Raw genomic sequence first — 18,033 nt, forward strand, 5'->3', positions numbered from 1 at the left:
GGCAGGACAGAGGGGGCGCGAAGGAATGAGACGCTGGTTGCTGACTGCCGCGCGCTTCGGTCTTTGACATGCCAGCTCCCTCCAAACTCAAGGCCTATCGCGCCAAGCGCGAATTCAGCAAGACGCCGGAGCCCGCCGGCGGGCCGGTTGCCGCAGAAGGCAATCGCTTCGTCGTCCACAAGCACCATGCCACCGCCGACCATTACGATCTTCGCCTGCAGGTCGGTGACGTGCTGAAGAGCTGGGCGGTGCCTCGCGGCCCGTCGCTCAATCCGGCCGACAAGCGGCTGGCGGTCGAGACCGAGGACCATCCGCTCGAATATATCGACTTCGAAGGCGTCATTCCCGAGGGCGAATATGGCGGCGGGCCGATGATCGTCTGGGACACCGGCGTCTGGGCGCCGATGGGCGATGTCGAAAAGAGCTTGCGCACCGGCTCGTTCAAATTTCGTCTCGCCGGCGAGAAACTGAATGGCGGCTGGATGCTGACCAGGCTGAAACCGAAGCCCGGCGAGGATGAGGGCAAAAAGAACTGGCTGCTGTTCAAGGAGCGCGACCTCGCCGCCGACGCCAGGCTCGACATACTGGAGGCCCGGCCGGAAAGCGTCAAATCCGGCCGCCCCATCGAGGAACTGGTGGCAAAGCCTGCCGCAAGGCCTGCGAAACCGGTGGCATTGAAACCCGGTGCGCTGCCGGGTGTGGTCAAGGCGCCGCTGCCTTCCCGGATCGAGCCGCAGCTGGCCACGCAGGTTCCAAAGCCGCCGGGCGGCGAAAGCCCTGCCGAAAAAACGCGCGAAATCTGGCTGCACGAGATAAAATTCGACGGCTATCGCACCATGGCGCATCTGGCCGACGGAGTGGTCAAATTGATCACCCGCGCCGGCCTCGACTGGACCAGGCGCTATGGCGACCTGCCGCTCGCCTTTGCCGGGCTGCCCTGCCGCGATGCGATCATCGACGGCGAGGTCGTCGTGCTCGACGCCAGGGGCATCAGCCGCTTTGCCCTGTTGCAGGAGGCGCTGGCCGAGGGCGCCGGCAACAAGCTCCACTTCTATGCCTTCGACCTGTTGTATCTCGACGGCTGGGACCTGAGAAAAGCGCCGCTCGGCCGGCGCAAGGCGCTGCTGTCGCAATTGCTGTCCGGCCTGGGCGCCAACTCCGACATCCAGTTCTCCGACCACGTCGAAGGCGATGGCCAGGCGCTCTACGACCAGGCCTCCGAGATGGGGCTGGAAGGCATCGTCTCCAAGCGCGCCACGGCGATCTACCAGAGCGGCCGCACCAAGACCTGGACCAAGACCAAGGCGCTGAAGACCGGCGATTTCGTCATCGCCGGCTACACCACCTCCGCTGCAGCCGAGGGGCTGGCCGCACTCGGGCTCGGCGAATTCGAGGATGGCGAGCTGCACTATCGCGGCAAGGTCGGCACCGGCTTCGACGCCGCCACCGCCACCGCGTTGCTGGCCCGGCTGGAGCCGCTGCGCGCCGGCGCCTCTGCACCCGAAGGCGTTCCACGCGAGATCATGCGCGAGATGAACTGGGTGCGGCCGCTGCTTTCGGCGCATATCCACTATGCCAACCAGACCACCGATAATGCGCTGCGCCATGCCGTGTTCCGCGGGCTGCGCGACGTCGGCCTGTCGACGCCTGTATCGGCCAAGCGCAAGCGGCTGATCGCCGAGGCCGACCTCGCCACGATCTGGGTGACCAACCCGACACGGCGGCTGTTCGGCAGAACCGGACCGACCAAGCTTGATATCGCCGTCTACTACGCGCTGGTCGGCGACTTCATGCTGCCGCATATTTTGGGCCGCCCGGTGTCACTGGTGCGCTGCCCGACCGGCAAGCCGCAGGACTGCTTCTTCCAGCGCCATGCCTTCACCGGCATGCCGAAATCGGTGGCGACTTTCGAGACGACCAATTCCGAGGGCGAGACCAAATCCTACCTGTCGGTGGAGGACGCCAAGGGCTATCTGGCGCTGGCGCAGTTCGGCGTCGTCGAGTTCCACACATGGGGCACCCATCGAACGCGCCTCGACAAGCCGGACCTGATCGTCTTCGACCTCGATCCGGGCGAGGGGGTTAGCTGGCGCGAGGTGGTCGAGGCGGCGGTGCATATCCGCGCCGAACTGGAGGCGATGGGGCTGGTGCCGTTTGCCAAAACCTCGGGCGGCAAGGGCATCCACATCTCAGTGCCGGTGACGCAAAAACAGAACTGGAAAAAGCTGCACCAGGCGACCAGCGCCATCTCCTCGGCATTGGCCGCCACGGCGCCCGACACCTTCACCACCACGATGGGCAAGGACAACCGCAAGCGGCGCATCTTCATCGACTTTCACCGCAACGCGCGCGGCCACACTTCGGCGGCACCCTATTCGCTGCGCGCCCGCACAAACCTGCCGGCCTCGACGCCGGTGAGTTGGTCCGATCTGGAATCCATCGACGCTCCGGAAGATTTGAATTATTCTTCACTGCCGGGGCTTCTGGCCACCTCCGGCGATCCCTGGGCCGACATGGAAGATTTCGCTAGGGATTTGCCGGTATTGTGAGGGCGATGTAGGTTTTGCGCAGCGTCGTTCGTCCTTTGGACGAAGCGCTGCGAAAAGTTCGACAGTGCACGGCCGCGTAGGAGAGTTTCATGGCGCCCAGGGCAAGTTGGAAAGGTTACCTCAAGCTCAGTCTCGTCAGCTGTCCGGTCCGGCTGTATCCGGCTACGAGTGCCAGTGAGCGCATCAGTTTCAACCAGCTGCACAAGGACACCCACAACCGCATCAACATGAAGCCGGTCGACCCCGAGCTGGGACTGGTCGAACGCTCGGATCTGGTCAAGGGCTACGAATACGAGGACAAGCAGTACATTATCATCGAAGATGCCGACCTCGAGGCGGTGCGCATCGAATCCAACCACACGATGAACATCGAAGCCTTTGTCGACGAGCATTCGGTCGACGTCATCTACCAGGACGCGCCCTACTATCTGGCGCCGGATGGCGCGATGGCCGAGGAAACTTTCGCGGTGCTGCGCGAAGCCATGCGCAAATCCGGCAAGCTGGCGATCGCGCGGCTGGTGCTGTCCAGCCGCGAGCGCGTGGTGACGATCGGGGCGCGCGAGAACGGCATGTTCGTCTGCACCTTGAGGAACCCGAACGAAGTGCGCGGCACGGCTGAATATTTCGGCAACATCCCGGCCGGCAAGCCCGACCCGGAAATGCTGCAGCTTGCCGAAGCGCTGATCAAGCAGAAGGAAACCACCTTCGACCCGAAGAACTACGAGGACCGCTATGAGATCGCGCTGATGGCGATGATCCGCGAGAAGCTCAAGGGTCACAAGCCGATCATCGCCGCCGCGCCCGAGCGCGGCAACGTGATCAACCTGATGGATGCGCTGAAGGCCAGCCTGTCGCAGTCGGCCAAGCCGCCCGCCAAGAGCAAGAGCAAGGCCGATGAGGCAGCCAAGCCTGCAGCGAAAACCGCCAAGGGCGGCGCCGGCGCGGCCAAGGAAAATCCGCTCAAGGCCAATCTGCTCAAGGCCGTCGGCAAGAGCAAAGGGTGACAGCGCGCATTGGTATAATTTCCGGCGGCGTCTTCGGCGCCATCGGCGCGCTGGCGGCGTTCCCGCTGAGGCTGGCGGCGCGTGAAGTCGAGCGCCGGCAGGGCCAGTTGCGGCGCGGCGTCAACAGGCGCACCAGCCATGTCGTGTTCGGCCGCACGCTTCTGGCCAAGGCCGGGGATGCCGAGATCGAGCGCCGCGTCGCCGCCGAGCGTGCGGCCGGGCGCAAGCTGATCAGCGAAAACGGTTTTTTGCGCCTGCTCGGGCTGATCAAGGCGCCGGAGGCTTCGGCGCTGCCCAGGCAGTCGCTCATTGACCAGTCGCGGCTTGCCGCCGCCGACCTCGATCTGTTGTCGCTTTTCGATGCCTTCGAGCATGATGGCGAACCCTATTCGTTTCGCGATTTGATCCTGGCCCGCAAATATGCCGGGCTGATTGCCGGCGGCGCCTCGTGGGGGGCGATCGCGCGCTCGGTGCACCGCTGCGGTCCGGTCGCTTCGCTGACCGCCAAGTCGCTGAATGTCGGCTCGCAGCATGGGCGCGCCGATCAGATCTATCTCGAGGGCGGCCAGAGCGAACTCGACGGCCAGCTGCTGTTCGATCTGGGAACGCCTGACGATGACACGCTGGAAGAACTGTTCGCCGATGCTGAAGCCGCGGAAGAGGCTGAACACCACGAACAGGCGGCTGCACTCTACCAGCGCTGCCTTGCCATCGATCCGAGCGATGCGATCGCCGCCTTCAACCGCGCCAACTGCCTGCGCGCCGCTGGACGCGCGGCCGAGGCGGCGCACGACTATGCCCGCGCCATCAAGTGTGACCCCGGCTTTGTCGAGGCCTGGTTCAATTTGGCCGGGCTGATGAGCGATGAGGGTCGCGAGGCCTCGGCGCGGCGGCACCTGCAGAAGGCGATAGCGCTCGACCAAAACTATGCCGACGCGGTGTTCAACCTGGCAAGGCTGGAGTTCGACGCCGGCAACCTCGCCGAGGCGCGGCGGAACTGGTCGCGCTATCTCGAGCTCGACGCCAGCTCCGAATGGGCGCGGATGGCGGCCAAGGGTATTCAGTTCATCGATTTGCAGCTGGCGCGGATCTCGGCGGGGTGAGGCGATGGCGCTCCCTTCTCCCCTTGTGGGAGAAGGTGGATCGGCGCTTTAGCGCCGAGACGGATGAGGGGTGCTGGAAGAAATGAGGCGTTGGCGTTCCCTGGAACACCCCTCATCCGACCGAGCTTCGCTCGGCCACCTTCTCCCACAAGGGGAGAAGGGGTCGTCTACGTTGGAGTTCCCATGACCACCTTCCTCTACGACGGCCCAGACACCGCTCCCATCACCATCCTGCTCGCCCATGGCGCCGGCGCGCCGATGGATTCTGCCTCGATGAATGCCACGGCAAAAGCGCTGGCCGAAGCCGGGTTCCGCGTTGCGCGCTTTGAATTCCACTACATGGCGGCCCGCCGCTACGGCCACCGCAAGCCGCCGCCGCGCGCCGAGACGGTGAACCCGGAATACATCAAGGCGATCGCCGACCTCAGGGCGAAGGGCGTGAACGGGCCGCTCATCATCGGCGGCAAGTCGATGGGCGGCCGCGTCGCTTCGATGATCGCCGACGAGGTGTTTTCGAAGGGCGACATTTCAGGGCTGCTTTGCCTCGGCTATCCCTTCCATCCGCCGGGGAAACCGACGCAGCTTCGGACAAAACACCTCGCCGGTCTCAAGACGCCGACATTGATTTTTCAGGGCACACGCGACGAATTCGGGACCAGGGACGAGGTCGCGACCTATGACCTTTCCGACACCATCGAAATGCGGTGGCTGGAAGATGGAGACCACGATTTGAAGCCGCGCAAGAGCATCTCCGGTTTTTCGGCCGCCGATCATCTGAAGACACTCGCCGATGCGGTGAAGGCGTGGACCGAGCGCATCGTGCGCTGAAGCAGGCCAATGAAGATCGCCACCTTCAACGTCAACAACATCAACGGCCGGCTGCAGAACCTGCTCGCCTGGCTGACTGTCGCCAAGCCCGACATCGTCTGCCTGCAGGAGCTGAAGGCAAGGCAGACGCAGTTTCCGCGCACAGCACTCGCCGCGGCCGGCTATGGCGCGGTTTGGGTGGGACAGCCGACCTGGAACGGCGTCGCCATACTGGCGCGGGGTTCAGAACCCGTTCTGACCCGCGAGGCGCTGCCTGGCGACGACGGCGATAACCAGGCCCGCTACATCGAGGCGGCGGTTAGCGGCATCGTCGTCGCCTGCCTCTATGCGCCGAACGGCAACCCGCAGCCCGGCCCGAAATTCCAGTACAAACTTGCCTGGCACCAACGCCTGAACGCGCATGCGGAAGAACTGTTCGACACCGGCCTGCCGGTGGTGCTGGCCGGCGACTACAACATCGTGCCCGAGCCGCGCGACATCTATCCGACCCGCTCCTATGACGACAATGCGCTGGTGCAGCCGGAAAGCCGCGCCGCTTTCGCAGCGCTGCTGAACCGGGGCTGGACCGATGCGCTGCGCAAAAAACACCCGAAGGAGACGCTCTACACATTCTGGGATTATCGCCGCAACCGCTGGCAGCGCGACGCCGGCCTGCGGCTCGACCATATCTTGCTGTCCAAGAAACTGACGCGCCGGCTGGCCGGGGCAGGCATCGACCGCGACGTTCGCGGCGAGCCCGGCGCCAGCGACCACGCGCCGGTTTGGGTTGAGTTGCGGTGAGGGCGGAGATTGGCCGTCATTGGCGGTTTCCCCAATCTTAATCCTTCATGCGCAACCGGTCAGCCCGGTCGCGCGCCTTCGCGGGCGAAGGCCTCGATCAATGGCGTATACCCCTCAAGGTCGGGTTGGGTGGCGAAGCTGTGGCTGGCGGCGGTCGTTGCCCAGGGCAGCCTTTCCGACGTGAAGACCTCGACGAAGGGCACGTACCAATGATGCTCGTCGAGCATGGTAGCGCGAACATTGACCAAGAAGTCCAGGCCGTGCGGATGCGTGAACATCCAGTTCTTGCAGTGCGGGCAGTAGAGTTGCCGGTGCGGGCCGTGCATGCCGCCGACCACCGGCTCGCCTAGCGAAACGCTGAACCCGCTGCTTGGCACCGCCATGGTCAGGGAATAAGCGCTCGCGCTCAGCTTCTGACAGCCGGTGCAATGACAGGCCATGGTCAGCAAGGGCGGCGCACTTATGCGAAAGCGTATCCCACCGCACAGGCAGCCGCCGTCCCAGGGTAGTTTCCAATCATCCATCACTTGGCCTCGGTGCTGAGTTCCCTGGCAGGCGATTCTAGCGCGCGACCGGGCAACATTGCGGCGACCAAGAGTGTCGCCAGGCCATATCGAGCGCTTTGGCGCAGGCGCGCGTTTTGCGCTCGCTGTTTCGCTCTTCGGAATTGACCGGGCATCGACAAGCCCGGCGCCGACCTGCATCATTGCGGACGAAGCGAACAGCGGCGCGAGGGGAGCCCGATGAACAGGTTTGTCGACAGGCTGCTGGCAATGCTGCTGCTGGCGATCGGCATGCTCTGCTTCACACGCTTGTATTTCGCGCTGGGGGGCGTCGGCGAAGGCTTCGTGTTCGCGCGCCTGGCTTTCTTCGGGACAGCGGGCGTTGTTTCAGCCCTTGCAGCCCTGCTGTTCTGGGCCGGCCTGTTGCCGGGCCGGTCGACGCACGATCCGAAGGTGCCGCTGTTCGGCAGGGGTGCGGAAACGCAACCCGGCGGACGACCACGCCTGCGGCGGCTCTTTGCCGTCGTTCCGTTCCTCGCCGTGCTCGCTCTGGTGGCCGACCAACTCGGCCCCTGGTCGCGGCAGCCACAGGACGCCGGCAAAAGTCTGACCGCCGAGCAACCCGCGCCGAGCGCACCGGAAGGCCAAGAGGTCACCAGCGCACCGGCCCCGGAACCGGAAGCGGCCCCTGCCTCGCCGTCCGAGGTCGCGCTGGCCCCACCTGTTTCACCGCCGGAGCCTGCTCCAGCCCCGGCTGCGCCACCGCAGACCGTCGCGCCGCTGCCACAGGTTCCGCCGCCGCAGCCGACGCAGCCCGACGGCCACCGCGAGCCCGTCGTCTGGCTGGCGGTGGCGCCCGACGGTCACTCGATCATGAGCGCCAGCACCGACCGCACGATCAAGCTCTGGGATATCGACGGCAAGCGCCTGATCCACACGCTTGGCGTCCACAAGGACATGGCTCGTACCGCGCTTTTCCTGCCCGATGGGGCGCGGGCGCTGACGGCGGGAGACGACGGCGAGATCGTGCTGCGTCAGCTCGCCGATGGCGCGGTGCTGCACGTCTTCTCGTCAGGCCAGAACGGCGGCGTCAACAAGCTGACGATCAGCCCCGACGGCAAACGTGCCGTCAGCGGGCACGACACCGGCAGGGTCATCGTCTGGGATATCGAGAAAGGCTCGGTGCTTCACGTGATGCCGGGGCACGACTGGTCGATCAGCGGGGTCGCCGTCTCGCCCGACGGCACGCGTGCGATCAGCGGCAGCATCGAGGGCACGCTAAAACTATGGGACATCGGCACCGGCAAGCAGCTGCGCAGCTGGCACGGGCATGAGCGCGGCCCCTATGGCGTGGTGTTCACGGCCGACGGGCGCCATCTGATCACCGGCAGCGGCGATTATACGATCAAGCTCTGGGATCTCGACAGCGGCCGCGAAGTCCGCCGCCTCGAGGGCCATTCGGGCACGGTCTATGCGCTGGCGCTGTCGGCCGACGGCAAGCGGCTGCTGTCCGGCTCACTCGACGGCACGGCACGGCTGTGGGACATGGAAACCGGCAGCGAGACCGCGCTGTTCGACAGCCGGTCCGGACCGGTCTACGCCGTGGCGTTCGCCGCCGACGGCACAGTGCTGACCGGCGGCTACGACCGCACCATCCGGGACTGGCCGGCAGGCGGCGGAGACGGGGTGGTGCTTTTCGCCGGAGCGCCAGATTGATTAGATTTTCAAGGTGCGAATATTTCGGAAAGAGGCGGCGTGCGCTAATGATTACCGCTATCGACAAATGGATTGGCGAACGTGAGCAGTGAAGACTGGCCGCTTGAGGCGAACACAACTGTGTCCATTTTGCCCGTGCCACATCGCCGAAGAATCTTTCCCATCGTCTTGCTTGTGTTGGCTGCTGTCGTGCTGTTTTGGCCAGCTCGCAATTATTACGCTCAGTGGTCGGCCATCCAGAAGGCGCAAGCGGCATTCCTCGCCAAGGACTACGCCGAGGCATTCCGCCAGTGGAAGATAGTGGCCGACGCCGGCAACCCCGATGCGCAGAACAATATTGGTTTGATGTATTGGTCAGGTCAGGGCGTTGCTCGGAATGACGCGCTGGCAGTGAACTTTTGGCGCAAGACCGCAGACGCAGGAAACCTAGATGGTGCGTCCGGCCTCAGCCAAGCTTATTATTATGGCAGAGGTATCGGAAAAGACGATGAGTTGGCCTTAATGTGGGCGCGGAAGGCTGCGGACAATGGGCACGCAAATGGTCAACACTTCCTTGGCGTTCTCTATTCAGAAGGTCGAGCGATGGCGAAGGACGACCGCCAGGCGTTCGAATGGTGGATGAAAGCCGCGGCCAGAGACGTCGCCGACGCGCAATATGCCGTTGGAACTGCATATGCGTTGGGAAAAGGCGTCGGCAAGGATGACGCAAAGGCATTTTCCTGGTTCAGCAAGGCGGCCGATCAGGGATATCCCAACGCTCAATTCGCTGTTGGCCAAGCCTATTCACAGGGTTGGGGGGTACAACATGATCATGGTCGGGCTGCCGTCTGGTGGCGTAAAGCGTCCGAACACGCCAACCCCCAGGCACAAGCCGCGCTTGGCTATGCATATTCAATCGGCAACGGTGTTACCCAAAGCGATGCGGAGGCAGCGTCTTGGTGGCTCAAGGCGGCCAATCAGGGAAACGTCAGTTCGCAACTGAACCTGGGGGTCGCCTATTCGAAAGGCGCCGGTGTTAGCCAAAGCAAGGCGGACGCGGTTTCGTGGTGGCTCAAGGCCGCAAAGCAGGGAGATACCCAGGCCCAGCTCCTCGTGGCATACGCCTATGCCAATGGTGAAGGCATCGCCAGAGACCACAAATCTGCTGAGTTCTGGTGGCTGGCTGCCGCGAAAACGGGAAATGTCGATGCCGAAGCTAGTCTTGGGATGCTGTATTATCGCGGCATCAATGGACAGCCGAACTACAAAGAAGCTGCCAAATGGCTGCTCAAGGCTTCATCCCATGGCCATCCCGCTGTCCAGATTTATCTGGATATGATGAAGGAAGACGGTCTGTTGGACACCAAGACATTGTAGGTAAAGATCATATTTGAAACTGTTGCGGATAACAGACGTTTGGCTTTCCCAAAGTGACCGATCTCCACATCGTCGAAGCGTCGATCGCACAGCTGCGGCGGGCGCTGGAGGCCGGCACCGTCACCAGCGTCGAGCTGGTCGGCGCGTATCTCAGGCGCATCGCCAGGTACGACCGCCATGGCATCGCCCTCAATGCCGTTCCCGTGCTCAATCCCAAAATGTTCGAGGAGGCGGCCGCGTCCGACTGGCGCCGCAGGAACGGTGCTGCGCTCGGGCCGCTGGACGGCATCCCCTATACCGCCAAGGACAGCTACAAGGTATCAGGCCTGACAGTGGCCGCCGGATCGCCGGCCTTCGAGCATCTCGTCGCCAACGAGGACGCCTTCACCATCGGGCGGCTGCGGGCCGGCGGCGCGGTGCTGATCGGGCTGACCAATATGCCGCCAATGGCCAATGGCGGCATGCAGCGCGGCGTCTACGGCCGGGCGGAAAGCCCCTACAATGCCGATTACCTGACCGCCGCCTTCGCGTCGGGCTCGTCGAGTGGCTCCGGCACCGCGACCGCCGCCAGCTTCGCCGCCTTCGGGCTTGGCGAGGAGACATGGTCGTCGGGCCGCGCGCCGGCGTCGAACAATGCGCTGGTCGCCTACACGCCGTCGCGCGGCGTGATTTCCGTGCGCGGCAACTGGCCGCTGGTGCCGACGATGGACGTGGTGGTGCCGCATACGCGCAGCGTGCCCGACATGCTCGAACTGCTCGACGTGATCGTCGCCGACGACCCGGACACAAGCGGCGATTTCTGGCGCGCGCAGCCTTGGGTGGCGCTGCCGAAGAGCTCGGACGTACGGCCGCCGCGCTACACCGGCCTCGAGCTGGAGGGAGCGCTGCGAGGAATGCGGCTCGGCGTGCCCCGCATGTATATCGGCCGCGATACGGAGGCCGAAATTGCGATCCAGACCCGCGCCTCGGTGCTGGAGCTGTGGCAGCAGGCGGCAGCGGATATGCGGCGGCTCGCCGCTGATGTGGTCGAGGTCGATTTTCCCGTCGTCTCCAACTACGAGCGCGACCGGCCGGGAACAAAAAACATAGTCGATCGCGGGCTGATTCCGGAAGGATTCGCCGAGCGCGAGATATGGGACCTGTGCGTCTTCGCCTGGGACGATTTCCTGCGCGCCAATGCCGACCCTGCCATCCCCGATCTCGCGTCGGTCGACGGCGCAAAAATCTTTCCGCAGCCACCGGGCACGCTGCCGGACCGTTATGAGGACAGTTTTGATGTGGCGGAATATGTCGAGCGGGCCAAGCGCGGCGTCACGCCATTCCTGAGCTGGAGGCTGGCCTGAAAGGCCTGGAGGCGACGCGGCGCATCGATTTCGAGGATTGGCTCGACGCGCAACGACTCGACGCGGTGGTGTTTCCCGCCGTCGCCGATGTCGGGCCGGCCGATGCGGATGTCAACGAGGCCTCCGCAGCACTGGCCTGGCGCAACGGCACCTGGGTCGCCAATGGCAATCTGGTGCCGCGCCATCTCGGCATTCCGACCGTCACCGTGCCGATGGGCGCGATGGCCGATATCGGCATGCCGGTCGGCCTAACCTTCGCCGGCAAGGCCTATGACGACACCCGGCTGCTGCGGCTGGCCGGCGACTTCGAGCGTTTTGGCCAGCGCCGCAGCCGCCCGCCGCGCACGCCGGAACGTCCCCACGATGTTTTTTTCGCCCGACACAACGCGACCATGCCCGACGAGACGCCGCCGCTGACCGTGGCGCTTGCCGCCGAGACGCGCCATGCCGGTGATCAGGACGAGATAACAGTCACCTAGATGTGGCCGGAACGGGAATCGAGACCAGCGTGAAAGTCCATGTCAACGGCGAGCCCATTCGCCTGCAGCGGACCGGCGCGCGCTTCACCGGGCGTGCAGTCGTACCGGCCAAAGAGCATGAGAGAATTCACAGCGTCTGGCGCGGCGTGTACGGCTCGATCGTCACCGCCGTCGTGCGTCTTGAGGACGGACGCGCCGCCGGCGCCTACGTGGTGACCGGCGGGATCGGGTGACCATCGCGCTTCGCCTTGTGCTGCGGCGCGCCGTCTGCAAACGGCTTTTCAATTCGCGTCAGTCCGGCTTGCAGGGGTCGGCCTTGGCCGCTGCTGTCTTCTCGCCCTCCTGCTGCGCCTCGACATCCTGCTGCGAGGTGGCAAGGTTTTTATCGCCGCCGGCTTCCTGGTTGGCAAGCGGCATGGTGTTGCCGGTCTTGTTGGCCGGGCCGCCCTTTACCCTGTTACCGGTATTCGCGTCGGTTTCGAGGGGCGCGCGCGTTGCGTCTTTTGCAACGCCTGATTGAGCTTCGATCGATGCGGTCGTGTCGTGGCAGGTAGCGCTTGCCGTGCCGGCCGTCAGCCCGATCATTGAGGTGGCGAGCAAAATAGCGGTTAGGGTCTTCATCTCGTCCTCCTTCGCTGTTTGAGGTCATCTTTCTAAACTGCCGGCCCTATCTGAGGTTCCGCCAATTCAGTTCGAACTTCGAATGTGGCGTCGTATTCCGATTGATTTGCGGGCTTCCGCAGGCGCCGCCTATCGCGTATTGGCGCGGGGAAACTCCCTTGGGCGCGCGTGAAAAGCATGATTCGACTGGAAAGCATCAGCAAGCAGAACGGCCGGCAGATCGTCTTCATCGAGGCCTCCGCCTCCTTGCAGAAGGGCGAGAAGGTCGGCCTGGTCGGCCCGAACGGCGCCGGCAAGACGACGCTGTTTCGCATGATCTACGGCGAGGAGCAGCCCGACGAGGGCCAGGTCTCGGTCGATCGCGGCGTCACCATCGGCTATTTCAGCCAGGAAGTCGGCGACATGGCGGGCCGCAGCGCGGTTGCCGAAGTGATGGACGGCGCCGGGCCGGTGAGCGAAGTGGCGGCCGAGATGGGCGCGCTCGAAGCGGCCATGGGCGATCCCGATCGCGCCGACGAGATGGACGCCATCATCGCCCGCTACGGCGACCTGCAGGCGCGTTTCGAGGAGCTCGACGGCTATGCGCTGGATGGCCGCGCCCGCGAGGTGCTGGACGGCCTCGGCTTCAGCCAGAAGATGATGGACGGCGACGTCGGAAAACTTTCCGGCGGCTGGAAGATGCGCGTGGCGCTGGCCAGGATCCTGCTGATGCGGCCCGACGCCATGCTGCTCGACGAGCCGAGCAACCATCTCGACCTGGAAAGCCTGATCTGGCTGGAACAGTTCCTGAAGAATTATGACGGCGCGCTGCTGATGACCTCGCACGACCGCGAGTTCATGAACCGCATCGTCGACAAGGTGGTCGAGATCGATGGCGGCTCGCTGACCGCTTACTCCGGCAACTATGAATTCTACCAGCAGCAGCGGGCGATCGCCGACCGGCAGCAGCTGGCGCAGTTCGAACGCCAGCAGGCGATGCTGGCCAAGGAGATCGCCTTCATCGAGCGCTTCAAGGCGCGCGCCTCGCACGCTGCCCAAGTGCAGAGCCGGGTGAAGAAGCTGGAGAAGATCGACCGCGTCGAGCCGCCAAAACGCCGCCAGAAAGTGTCGTTCGATTTCCAGCCGGCGCCGCGCTGCGGCGAGGACGTGGTGACCCTGAAGAACGTCCACAAGGGCTATGGCAGCCGCCCTATCTATCAGGGGCTGGATTTCCAGGTGCGCCGCCGCGAGCGCTGGTGCGTGATGGGCATCAACGGCGCCGGCAAGTCGACGCTGCTGAAGCTGGTCGCCGGCGCTTCCGAGCCGGACAATGGCACGGTGGCACGTGGGCCCAGCGTCAAGATGGGCTATTTCGCCCAGCACGCCATGGAAGTGCTGGAGGGCGAACGCACCGTGTTCCAGACGCTGGAGGGTGCCTTTCCGCAGGCAGGCCAGGCGCCGTTGCGCGCGCTGGCCGGCTGCTTCGGCTTTTCCGGCGACGAGATCGACAAGAAATGCCGGGTGCTGTCGGGCGGCGAGAAGGCGCGGCTGGTGATGGCGCTGATGCTGTTCGACCCGCCCAACCTGCTGGTGCTGGACGAGCCGACCAACCACCTCGACATCGCCACCAAGGAGATGCTGATCACGGCACTTTCGCAGTACGAAGGCACCATGTTGTTCGTCTCCCACGATCGGCATTTTCTGGCGGCGCTGTCGAACCGGGTGCTGGAACTGACGCCCGAGGGGATTCATACCTATGGCGGCGGCTATACGGAGTATGTCGAGAGAACGGGGCAGGAGGCGCCGGGGCTGCGGAGCTGAGGCGCAGAGCGGCGTTGCCGCTCATCATGACCCAAACGCTCGATTCCGGAAAGGAAGCACGGGCTGCTCAGCCGTGTATCACAATTTCGCGCAGCGGATCGCCGCCGTCGATGAACAGCCGGCCTTGCGCCGTCAACGCGGCCTTGAGCCGTTGCAGGGCGATTTTTCCTGCCTCGGGATGACGCCCGTCCAACGCGCCGACGCGCACCGCAACGGCAATGTCGAAATGCTTCTCGTCCGCCTCCAACTGGAAATCCTCGATGGCGACCTGACGCAGGCTCAGCCGGCCCGCTGCAATCTCGGCGCGCGAGGCGGCCCTGGCCTGCGTGATGGCCTTGGCCGAGCGGTCGATCGCCAGCACGTAGCCGTCGCCAATCCGGCGCGCGATCTCGCGCGCCGCAGCACCCGGGCCGCAGCCGATCTCCAGAACCCGCATGCCCTGCCGCAAAGGCAGCGCATTGACGATCGCCAATAGCCTTGGCGACAAGTCGTTCGCCATTCCGCTTCTCCAGCTCTTTCCGTGAGCCGAGATTAGCGACCATGGCTGGCGACGGGAAGGCCGACACCTGAGGGATCGCGGACATCGTCGAAGTGTTCACCGCCGGTTATTGAGGAGGGGCGCCCCTCGATCGATATCGAAGAGGCCGACAATCGGTCGACTTCTCAACTGCGCGACAGGAACAGCAGGGATACTTAAAGAAGAAACAAAGGCCGAGCGGCCCGGCGTCGTTGGCCTGAGGGGGGCGGGACTGGCGCCGAGCCTAACCGGTTGGGGGGTAGATCACCGGCCACCTGCATACATACGCTAAATCTAATTTAAGAGCAAGCTAATGTAACAGTGATTCAATGTTGCGCGTTGGCGATTTTCCAGCGGTTGACTCCAATCAGTTGTTGTTTCTGGCGGCCGCTTCCTGGCCGCGCGCGTCACTCCTATGGCGGCGGCTATACCTGGCATGTTGAGCGCACCGGCCAAGAGGCGCCGGGGGCGCGGGGCTGAAGCGCAGAGCGCCGGCTTGACCCTGCACCAGGCCGGCGACATTGTGCTGGTCGCCAGTCCATAACGGTCGTGTGGGAATGGATTTTCGCAACGCCATCGATGAATCGCTGGCCTGGGCCAGCCGATGGTTCGACTACGCCGTCACGCCGTGGTTTTTCTATCAGGCTGCCATCATCGTCGTGCTCTTCCTCGTCGCGAAGCTCGCAGCGCAGCGCATCGAACCGCTCGTGGAGAACCGGGCACGCCAGATCAAGGGGCATCCCGGACTGTTGAGGGTCGTCGTTGCCCTGTTGCGGCGCACCGACTGGATCCTGTTCACGGTCTTCCTGCTTGCCGCGCTCGTTCTCATGCGCGCCGTCACCTGGCCGAGCCGGACCCATTTCATCTATATCGCGCTCTCCCTATCGCTTGCGTGGCTGTTTGCGTCGGTGCTGTCGCGCATCGTCCGCAATCGCTTTGTCGCGCGGGCTCTCGCCTGGCTGACCTGGATCTATGCGGCCCTTGTCATCCTGGGCATCGACGACGACGCCGCGACTTTCCTGGACGGCCTCGCAATACCTTTGGGCGCGGTGCGCCTCTCGGCGCTCATGGTGCTGAAAGCGGCGCTGCTGCTGATCGCCACGGTTTGGCTTGCGGTTGTCGTCGGCAAGTATATCGACGAGCGCGTCCGCATCTCCGAAGAGCTGACGCCCTCGATCCGCGTCCTCGTCGGCAAGGTCGCAAAGGTCGGCCTTGTGCTGGTGGCGGGTGCCATCGCCCTGTCTTCCGTCGGTCTCGACCTGACGGCCCTGACGATATTTTCCGGCGCCGTCGGCGTCGGCCTGGCTTTCGGGCTGCAGAAGGTGGTTTCGAATTTCGTCTCCGGCATGATCATCCTGCTCGACAAGTCGATCAAGCCGGGCGACACCATTTCGCTCGAAGGCACTTTCGGCTGGGTGCGCGAATTGCGGGCGCGGTTTGTCTCGGTGGTGACGCGCGATGGCCGCGAATACCTGATCCCGAACGAGGACTTCATCACCCAAAGGGTCATCAACTGGTCGTTCAGCGACAACCTCGTGCGGCTCGACGTGAATTTCGGCGTCTCTTACGACGCCGACCCGCATAAGGTCAGTGAACTGGCGATCAAGGCCGCCATGAGCGTCGGCCGGGTCGAAGCGGACCGGCGGCCGGTCTGCTGGCTCACCGACTTCGGCGAATCCTCGCTCAATTTCGTGCTGCGCTTCTGGATCCACGACCCTCAGCAAGGCCTGACCAATGTGCGCGGCAGGGTGCTTTTGGCGCTGTGGGACACTTTTAGGGAAAACGGCATCGACATCCCCTATCCGCATCGCGAGATCATCATGAAGCCGGATGGGCGCGCTGAGAAATCAGGCGGGCGCTGAAGCTGCCAATCTCCCCCTTGTGGGGGAGATGTCCGGCAGGACAGAGGGGGGCGCTGTCCCGCCGACTTCTCTCACCGATCCGCTCTCACGCGCATTCGCTTAGAACGTCCTTTGCGCGTTCAGAACGAACAAGGTTGGCGATCCTTCGCGCCCCCCTCTGCCCTGCCGGGCATCTCCCCCACGAGGGGGGAGATTGGCAGCTTCGGCGCCGTGCGCGTTCGCGAGTGCATCCGGCAAGGGTTCGCACCTCGGCTCCAATGCTGTATCCAGCCCGAATTCAAGGAGCCTGCGATGACCTCACACCTCGACATCCCCGACGCCAGCAGCATGGCGGCCGACGACGAGCACGCCTACGACGCCGCGTGGCAGGACGATGTTCGCGCCGGCGTGCGGCAGGTGCGCGATCTCGACTCCCTGCCGCTGTCGCCAGCCGAGCGCGCGGCGGCTCAAGCCGCGGCCACGCGCCACAAGGTTCGCATCCCAAAAGCCTATCTCGAGCTGATCGACTGGAGCGACCCCGCCGATCCGATCCGGGCGCAGGTCATCCCGTCGCCCGAAGAGCTGGCCGAGCAGGAAGGCGAGCTCGACGATCCGATCGCCGACCACGTCTTCAGCCCGGTGCCGCGATTGACGCATCGCCATGCCGACCGGGTTCTGCTGTTTGCGACCTACCAGTGCGCGGTCTATTGCCGGTTCTGCTTTCGCAAGGAGTCGCTGACCTCGATCGGCCGGGGTTTTTCGCGCGAGGCGCTGGAGCCGGCCTTCGCCTATATCGAGGCCCACCCCGAAATCCGCGAGGTGATCCTGACCGGCGGCGACCCGCTGTCGCTGCCGGACAAGGCGCTGGCAGAAATCCGCGCCCGCATCGAGGCGGTTGCGCATGTGCGGCTCTTGCGCATCCACACCCGCGTGCCCGTAGCGCTGCCCTCGCGCGTCACGTCAGGGCTGGTTCGCTCGCTGCAGGGCCGGCTGATGGTCACAGTCGTCACCCATTTCAACCACGCGCGGGAGATCACGCCGGCCACCGAAGAAGCCTGCCGCGCGTTGCGGCAGGGCGGCTTCGTGCTGCTCAATCAGAGCGTCCTGCTGAAAGGCGTCAACGACACCGTCGAGGTGCTGGAGGAACTGTGCCGCGAGCTGATGTACCGCCTCGGCATAAAACCCTATTACCTGCACCACGGCGACCTCGCGCGCGGCATGGCGCATCGGCGCACCACGATTGCCGAGGGACGGGCGCTGGTCAGCGCCTTGCGGGCGCGCCTGTCGGGCATCTGCAACCCCGTCTACGTGCTGGATCTGCCCGATGGCGGCGGCAAAGTGCCGCTCGGCCCGTGCCATGTCGAGGCGCGGGACGGGGAGACGTGGCGGATTCGTGGGCAGGATGGTGAGCTGAGGACCTATACGGAGCTTGTCGGCGACCTCTGAAACCTTGGTTCCTCGCCCCCGCAAGCGGGGGAGAGGTGGGGGGGCGGGGGCCCCGGGGGGGGGGGGGGGGGCGGAGGGTAAAGAGGCAGGGAGGGTGGGCGGATTGGGGCTGACGGGGGGAGATAAACCGACACCAGGGGCGGGGGG

Annotated in this window: 16 protein-coding genes; 13 read left to right on the plus strand and 3 right to left on the minus strand. The window is 64.6% G+C overall.

Features of this window, described 5'->3' with window-relative positions; translation table 11 throughout:
• Positions 1-68: 68 nt before the first annotated feature.
• The 5 genes from ligD to AC0L2Z_RS31815 all read left to right on the plus strand — a co-directional run bounded on the left by ligD (position 69) and on the right by AC0L2Z_RS31815 (position 6,264).
• A complete protein-coding gene (gene ligD / locus AC0L2Z_RS31795; protein WP_473630228.1) occupies positions 69-2,549 on the plus strand; it encodes a DNA ligase D in 2,481 nt (826 codons plus the stop codon).
• A gap of 89 nt (positions 2,550-2,638) precedes the next feature.
• Positions 2,639-3,553, plus strand: coding sequence for a non-homologous end joining protein Ku (ku, locus tag AC0L2Z_RS31800; protein ID WP_419693898.1), 915 nt, complete (start codon positions 2,639-2,641; stop codon positions 3,551-3,553).
• On the plus strand, positions 3,550-4,656 hold the full coding sequence (locus AC0L2Z_RS31805) for a tetratricopeptide repeat protein (protein ID WP_473630229.1): 1,107 nt from the start codon (positions 3,550-3,552) through the stop codon (positions 4,654-4,656). Before ku ends, AC0L2Z_RS31805 begins: the two co-directional genes overlap by 4 nt.
• A 183-nt stretch (positions 4,657-4,839) precedes the next feature.
• Entirely contained in the window at positions 4,840-5,484 is a 645-nt protein-coding gene (locus AC0L2Z_RS31810) for an alpha/beta hydrolase family protein (protein ID WP_128170365.1), read from the plus strand.
• A gap of 9 nt (positions 5,485-5,493) precedes the next feature.
• The gene (locus AC0L2Z_RS31815) at positions 5,494-6,264 is read left to right on the plus strand and encodes an exodeoxyribonuclease III (RefSeq protein ID WP_473630230.1); all 771 of its coding nucleotides are present in this window, start codon (positions 5,494-5,496) and stop codon (positions 6,262-6,264) included.
• 59 nt (positions 6,265-6,323) lie between these two features.
• On the opposite strand, the gene AC0L2Z_RS31820 is transcribed toward AC0L2Z_RS31815, so the two are convergent.
• Entirely contained in the window at positions 6,324-6,788 is a 465-nt protein-coding gene (locus AC0L2Z_RS31820) for a GFA family protein (RefSeq protein ID WP_473630231.1), read from the minus strand.
• Between the two features lie 219 nt (positions 6,789-7,007).
• Here AC0L2Z_RS31820 and AC0L2Z_RS31825 point away from each other — a divergent pair, with 219 nt between their 5' ends.
• From AC0L2Z_RS31825 to AC0L2Z_RS31845, 5 genes are all read left to right on the plus strand, one after another.
• Positions 7,008-8,483, plus strand: coding sequence for a WD40 repeat domain-containing protein (locus tag AC0L2Z_RS31825; protein ID WP_473630232.1), 1,476 nt, complete (start codon positions 7,008-7,010; stop codon positions 8,481-8,483).
• A gap of 81 nt (positions 8,484-8,564) precedes the next feature.
• Positions 8,565-9,839: a tetratricopeptide repeat protein gene (locus AC0L2Z_RS31830; protein WP_473630233.1), complete on the plus strand. Its 1,275-nt coding sequence runs from the start codon at positions 8,565-8,567 to the stop codon at positions 9,837-9,839.
• A gap of 53 nt (positions 9,840-9,892) precedes the next feature.
• Positions 9,893-11,182, plus strand: a complete 1,290-nt coding sequence (locus AC0L2Z_RS31835; RefSeq protein ID WP_473630234.1) for an amidase — start codon at positions 9,893-9,895, stop codon at positions 11,180-11,182.
• A gap of 65 nt (positions 11,183-11,247) precedes the next feature.
• Entirely contained in the window at positions 11,248-11,661 is a 414-nt protein-coding gene (locus AC0L2Z_RS31840; RefSeq protein WP_473630235.1) for a hypothetical protein, read from the plus strand.
• Positions 11,662-11,690: 29 nt separating this feature from the next.
• The gene (locus tag AC0L2Z_RS31845; RefSeq protein ID WP_473630236.1) at positions 11,691-11,894 is read left to right on the plus strand and encodes a hypothetical protein; all 204 of its coding nucleotides are present in this window, start codon (positions 11,691-11,693) and stop codon (positions 11,892-11,894) included.
• A 58-nt stretch (positions 11,895-11,952) separates the two neighbouring features.
• Here AC0L2Z_RS31845 and AC0L2Z_RS31850 read toward each other — a convergent pair whose 3' ends face one another.
• Positions 11,953-12,282, minus strand: coding sequence for a hypothetical protein (locus tag AC0L2Z_RS31850; RefSeq protein WP_023799016.1), 330 nt, complete (start codon positions 12,280-12,282; stop codon positions 11,953-11,955).
• A 177-nt stretch (positions 12,283-12,459) separates the two neighbouring features.
• Here AC0L2Z_RS31850 and AC0L2Z_RS31855 point away from each other — a divergent pair, with 177 nt between their 5' ends.
• On the plus strand, positions 12,460-14,082 hold the full coding sequence (locus AC0L2Z_RS31855; protein ID WP_473630237.1) for an ABC-F family ATP-binding cassette domain-containing protein: 1,623 nt from the start codon (positions 12,460-12,462) through the stop codon (positions 14,080-14,082).
• Positions 14,083-14,149: 67 nt separating this feature from the next.
• On the opposite strand, the gene AC0L2Z_RS31860 is transcribed toward AC0L2Z_RS31855, so the two are convergent.
• Positions 14,150-14,581, minus strand: a complete 432-nt coding sequence (locus tag AC0L2Z_RS31860) for a class I SAM-dependent methyltransferase (protein ID WP_473630238.1) — start codon at positions 14,579-14,581, stop codon at positions 14,150-14,152.
• Positions 14,582-15,156: 575 nt separating this feature from the next.
• On the opposite strand from AC0L2Z_RS31860, the gene AC0L2Z_RS31865 reads away from it, so the two are divergent.
• Positions 15,157-16,461, plus strand: a complete 1,305-nt coding sequence (locus tag AC0L2Z_RS31865) for a mechanosensitive ion channel family protein (protein ID WP_473630239.1) — start codon at positions 15,157-15,159, stop codon at positions 16,459-16,461.
• 291 nt (positions 16,462-16,752) lie between these two features.
• Entirely contained in the window at positions 16,753-17,886 is a 1,134-nt protein-coding gene (locus AC0L2Z_RS31870) for a KamA family radical SAM protein (protein ID WP_287229520.1), read from the plus strand.
• Positions 17,887-18,033 lie beyond the last annotated feature (147 nt).

Source organism: Mesorhizobium sp. WSM4850, from assembly GCF_055811735.1.

Bases quoted from the DNA above. Each gene is read 5' to 3' on its own strand.
- ligD (WP_473630228.1), top strand. From the start codon at position 69: ATGCCAGCTCCCTCCAAACTCAAGGCCTATCGCGCCAAGCGCGAATTC.
- ku (WP_419693898.1), top strand. From the start codon at position 2,639: ATGGCGCCCAGGGCAAGTTGGAAAGGTTACCTCAAGCTCAGTCTCGTC.
- AC0L2Z_RS31810 (WP_128170365.1), top strand. From the start codon at position 4,840: ATGACCACCTTCCTCTACGACGGCCCAGACACCGCTCCCATCACCATC.
- AC0L2Z_RS31815 (WP_473630230.1), top strand. From the start codon at position 5,494: ATGAAGATCGCCACCTTCAACGTCAACAACATCAACGGCCGGCTGCAG.
- AC0L2Z_RS31820 (WP_473630231.1), bottom strand. From the start codon at position 6,788: ATGGATGATTGGAAACTACCCTGGGACGGCGGCTGCCTGTGCGGTGGG.
- AC0L2Z_RS31825 (WP_473630232.1), top strand. From the start codon at position 7,008: ATGAACAGGTTTGTCGACAGGCTGCTGGCAATGCTGCTGCTGGCGATC.
- AC0L2Z_RS31850 (WP_023799016.1), bottom strand. From the start codon at position 12,282: ATGAAGACCCTAACCGCTATTTTGCTCGCCACCTCAATGATCGGGCTG.
- AC0L2Z_RS31855 (WP_473630237.1), top strand. From the start codon at position 12,460: ATGATTCGACTGGAAAGCATCAGCAAGCAGAACGGCCGGCAGATCGTC.
- AC0L2Z_RS31860 (WP_473630238.1), bottom strand. From the start codon at position 14,581: ATGGCGAACGACTTGTCGCCAAGGCTATTGGCGATCGTCAATGCGCTG.
- AC0L2Z_RS31865 (WP_473630239.1), top strand. From the start codon at position 15,157: ATGGATTTTCGCAACGCCATCGATGAATCGCTGGCCTGGGCCAGCCGA.
- AC0L2Z_RS31870 (WP_287229520.1), top strand. From the start codon at position 16,753: ATGACCTCACACCTCGACATCCCCGACGCCAGCAGCATGGCGGCCGAC.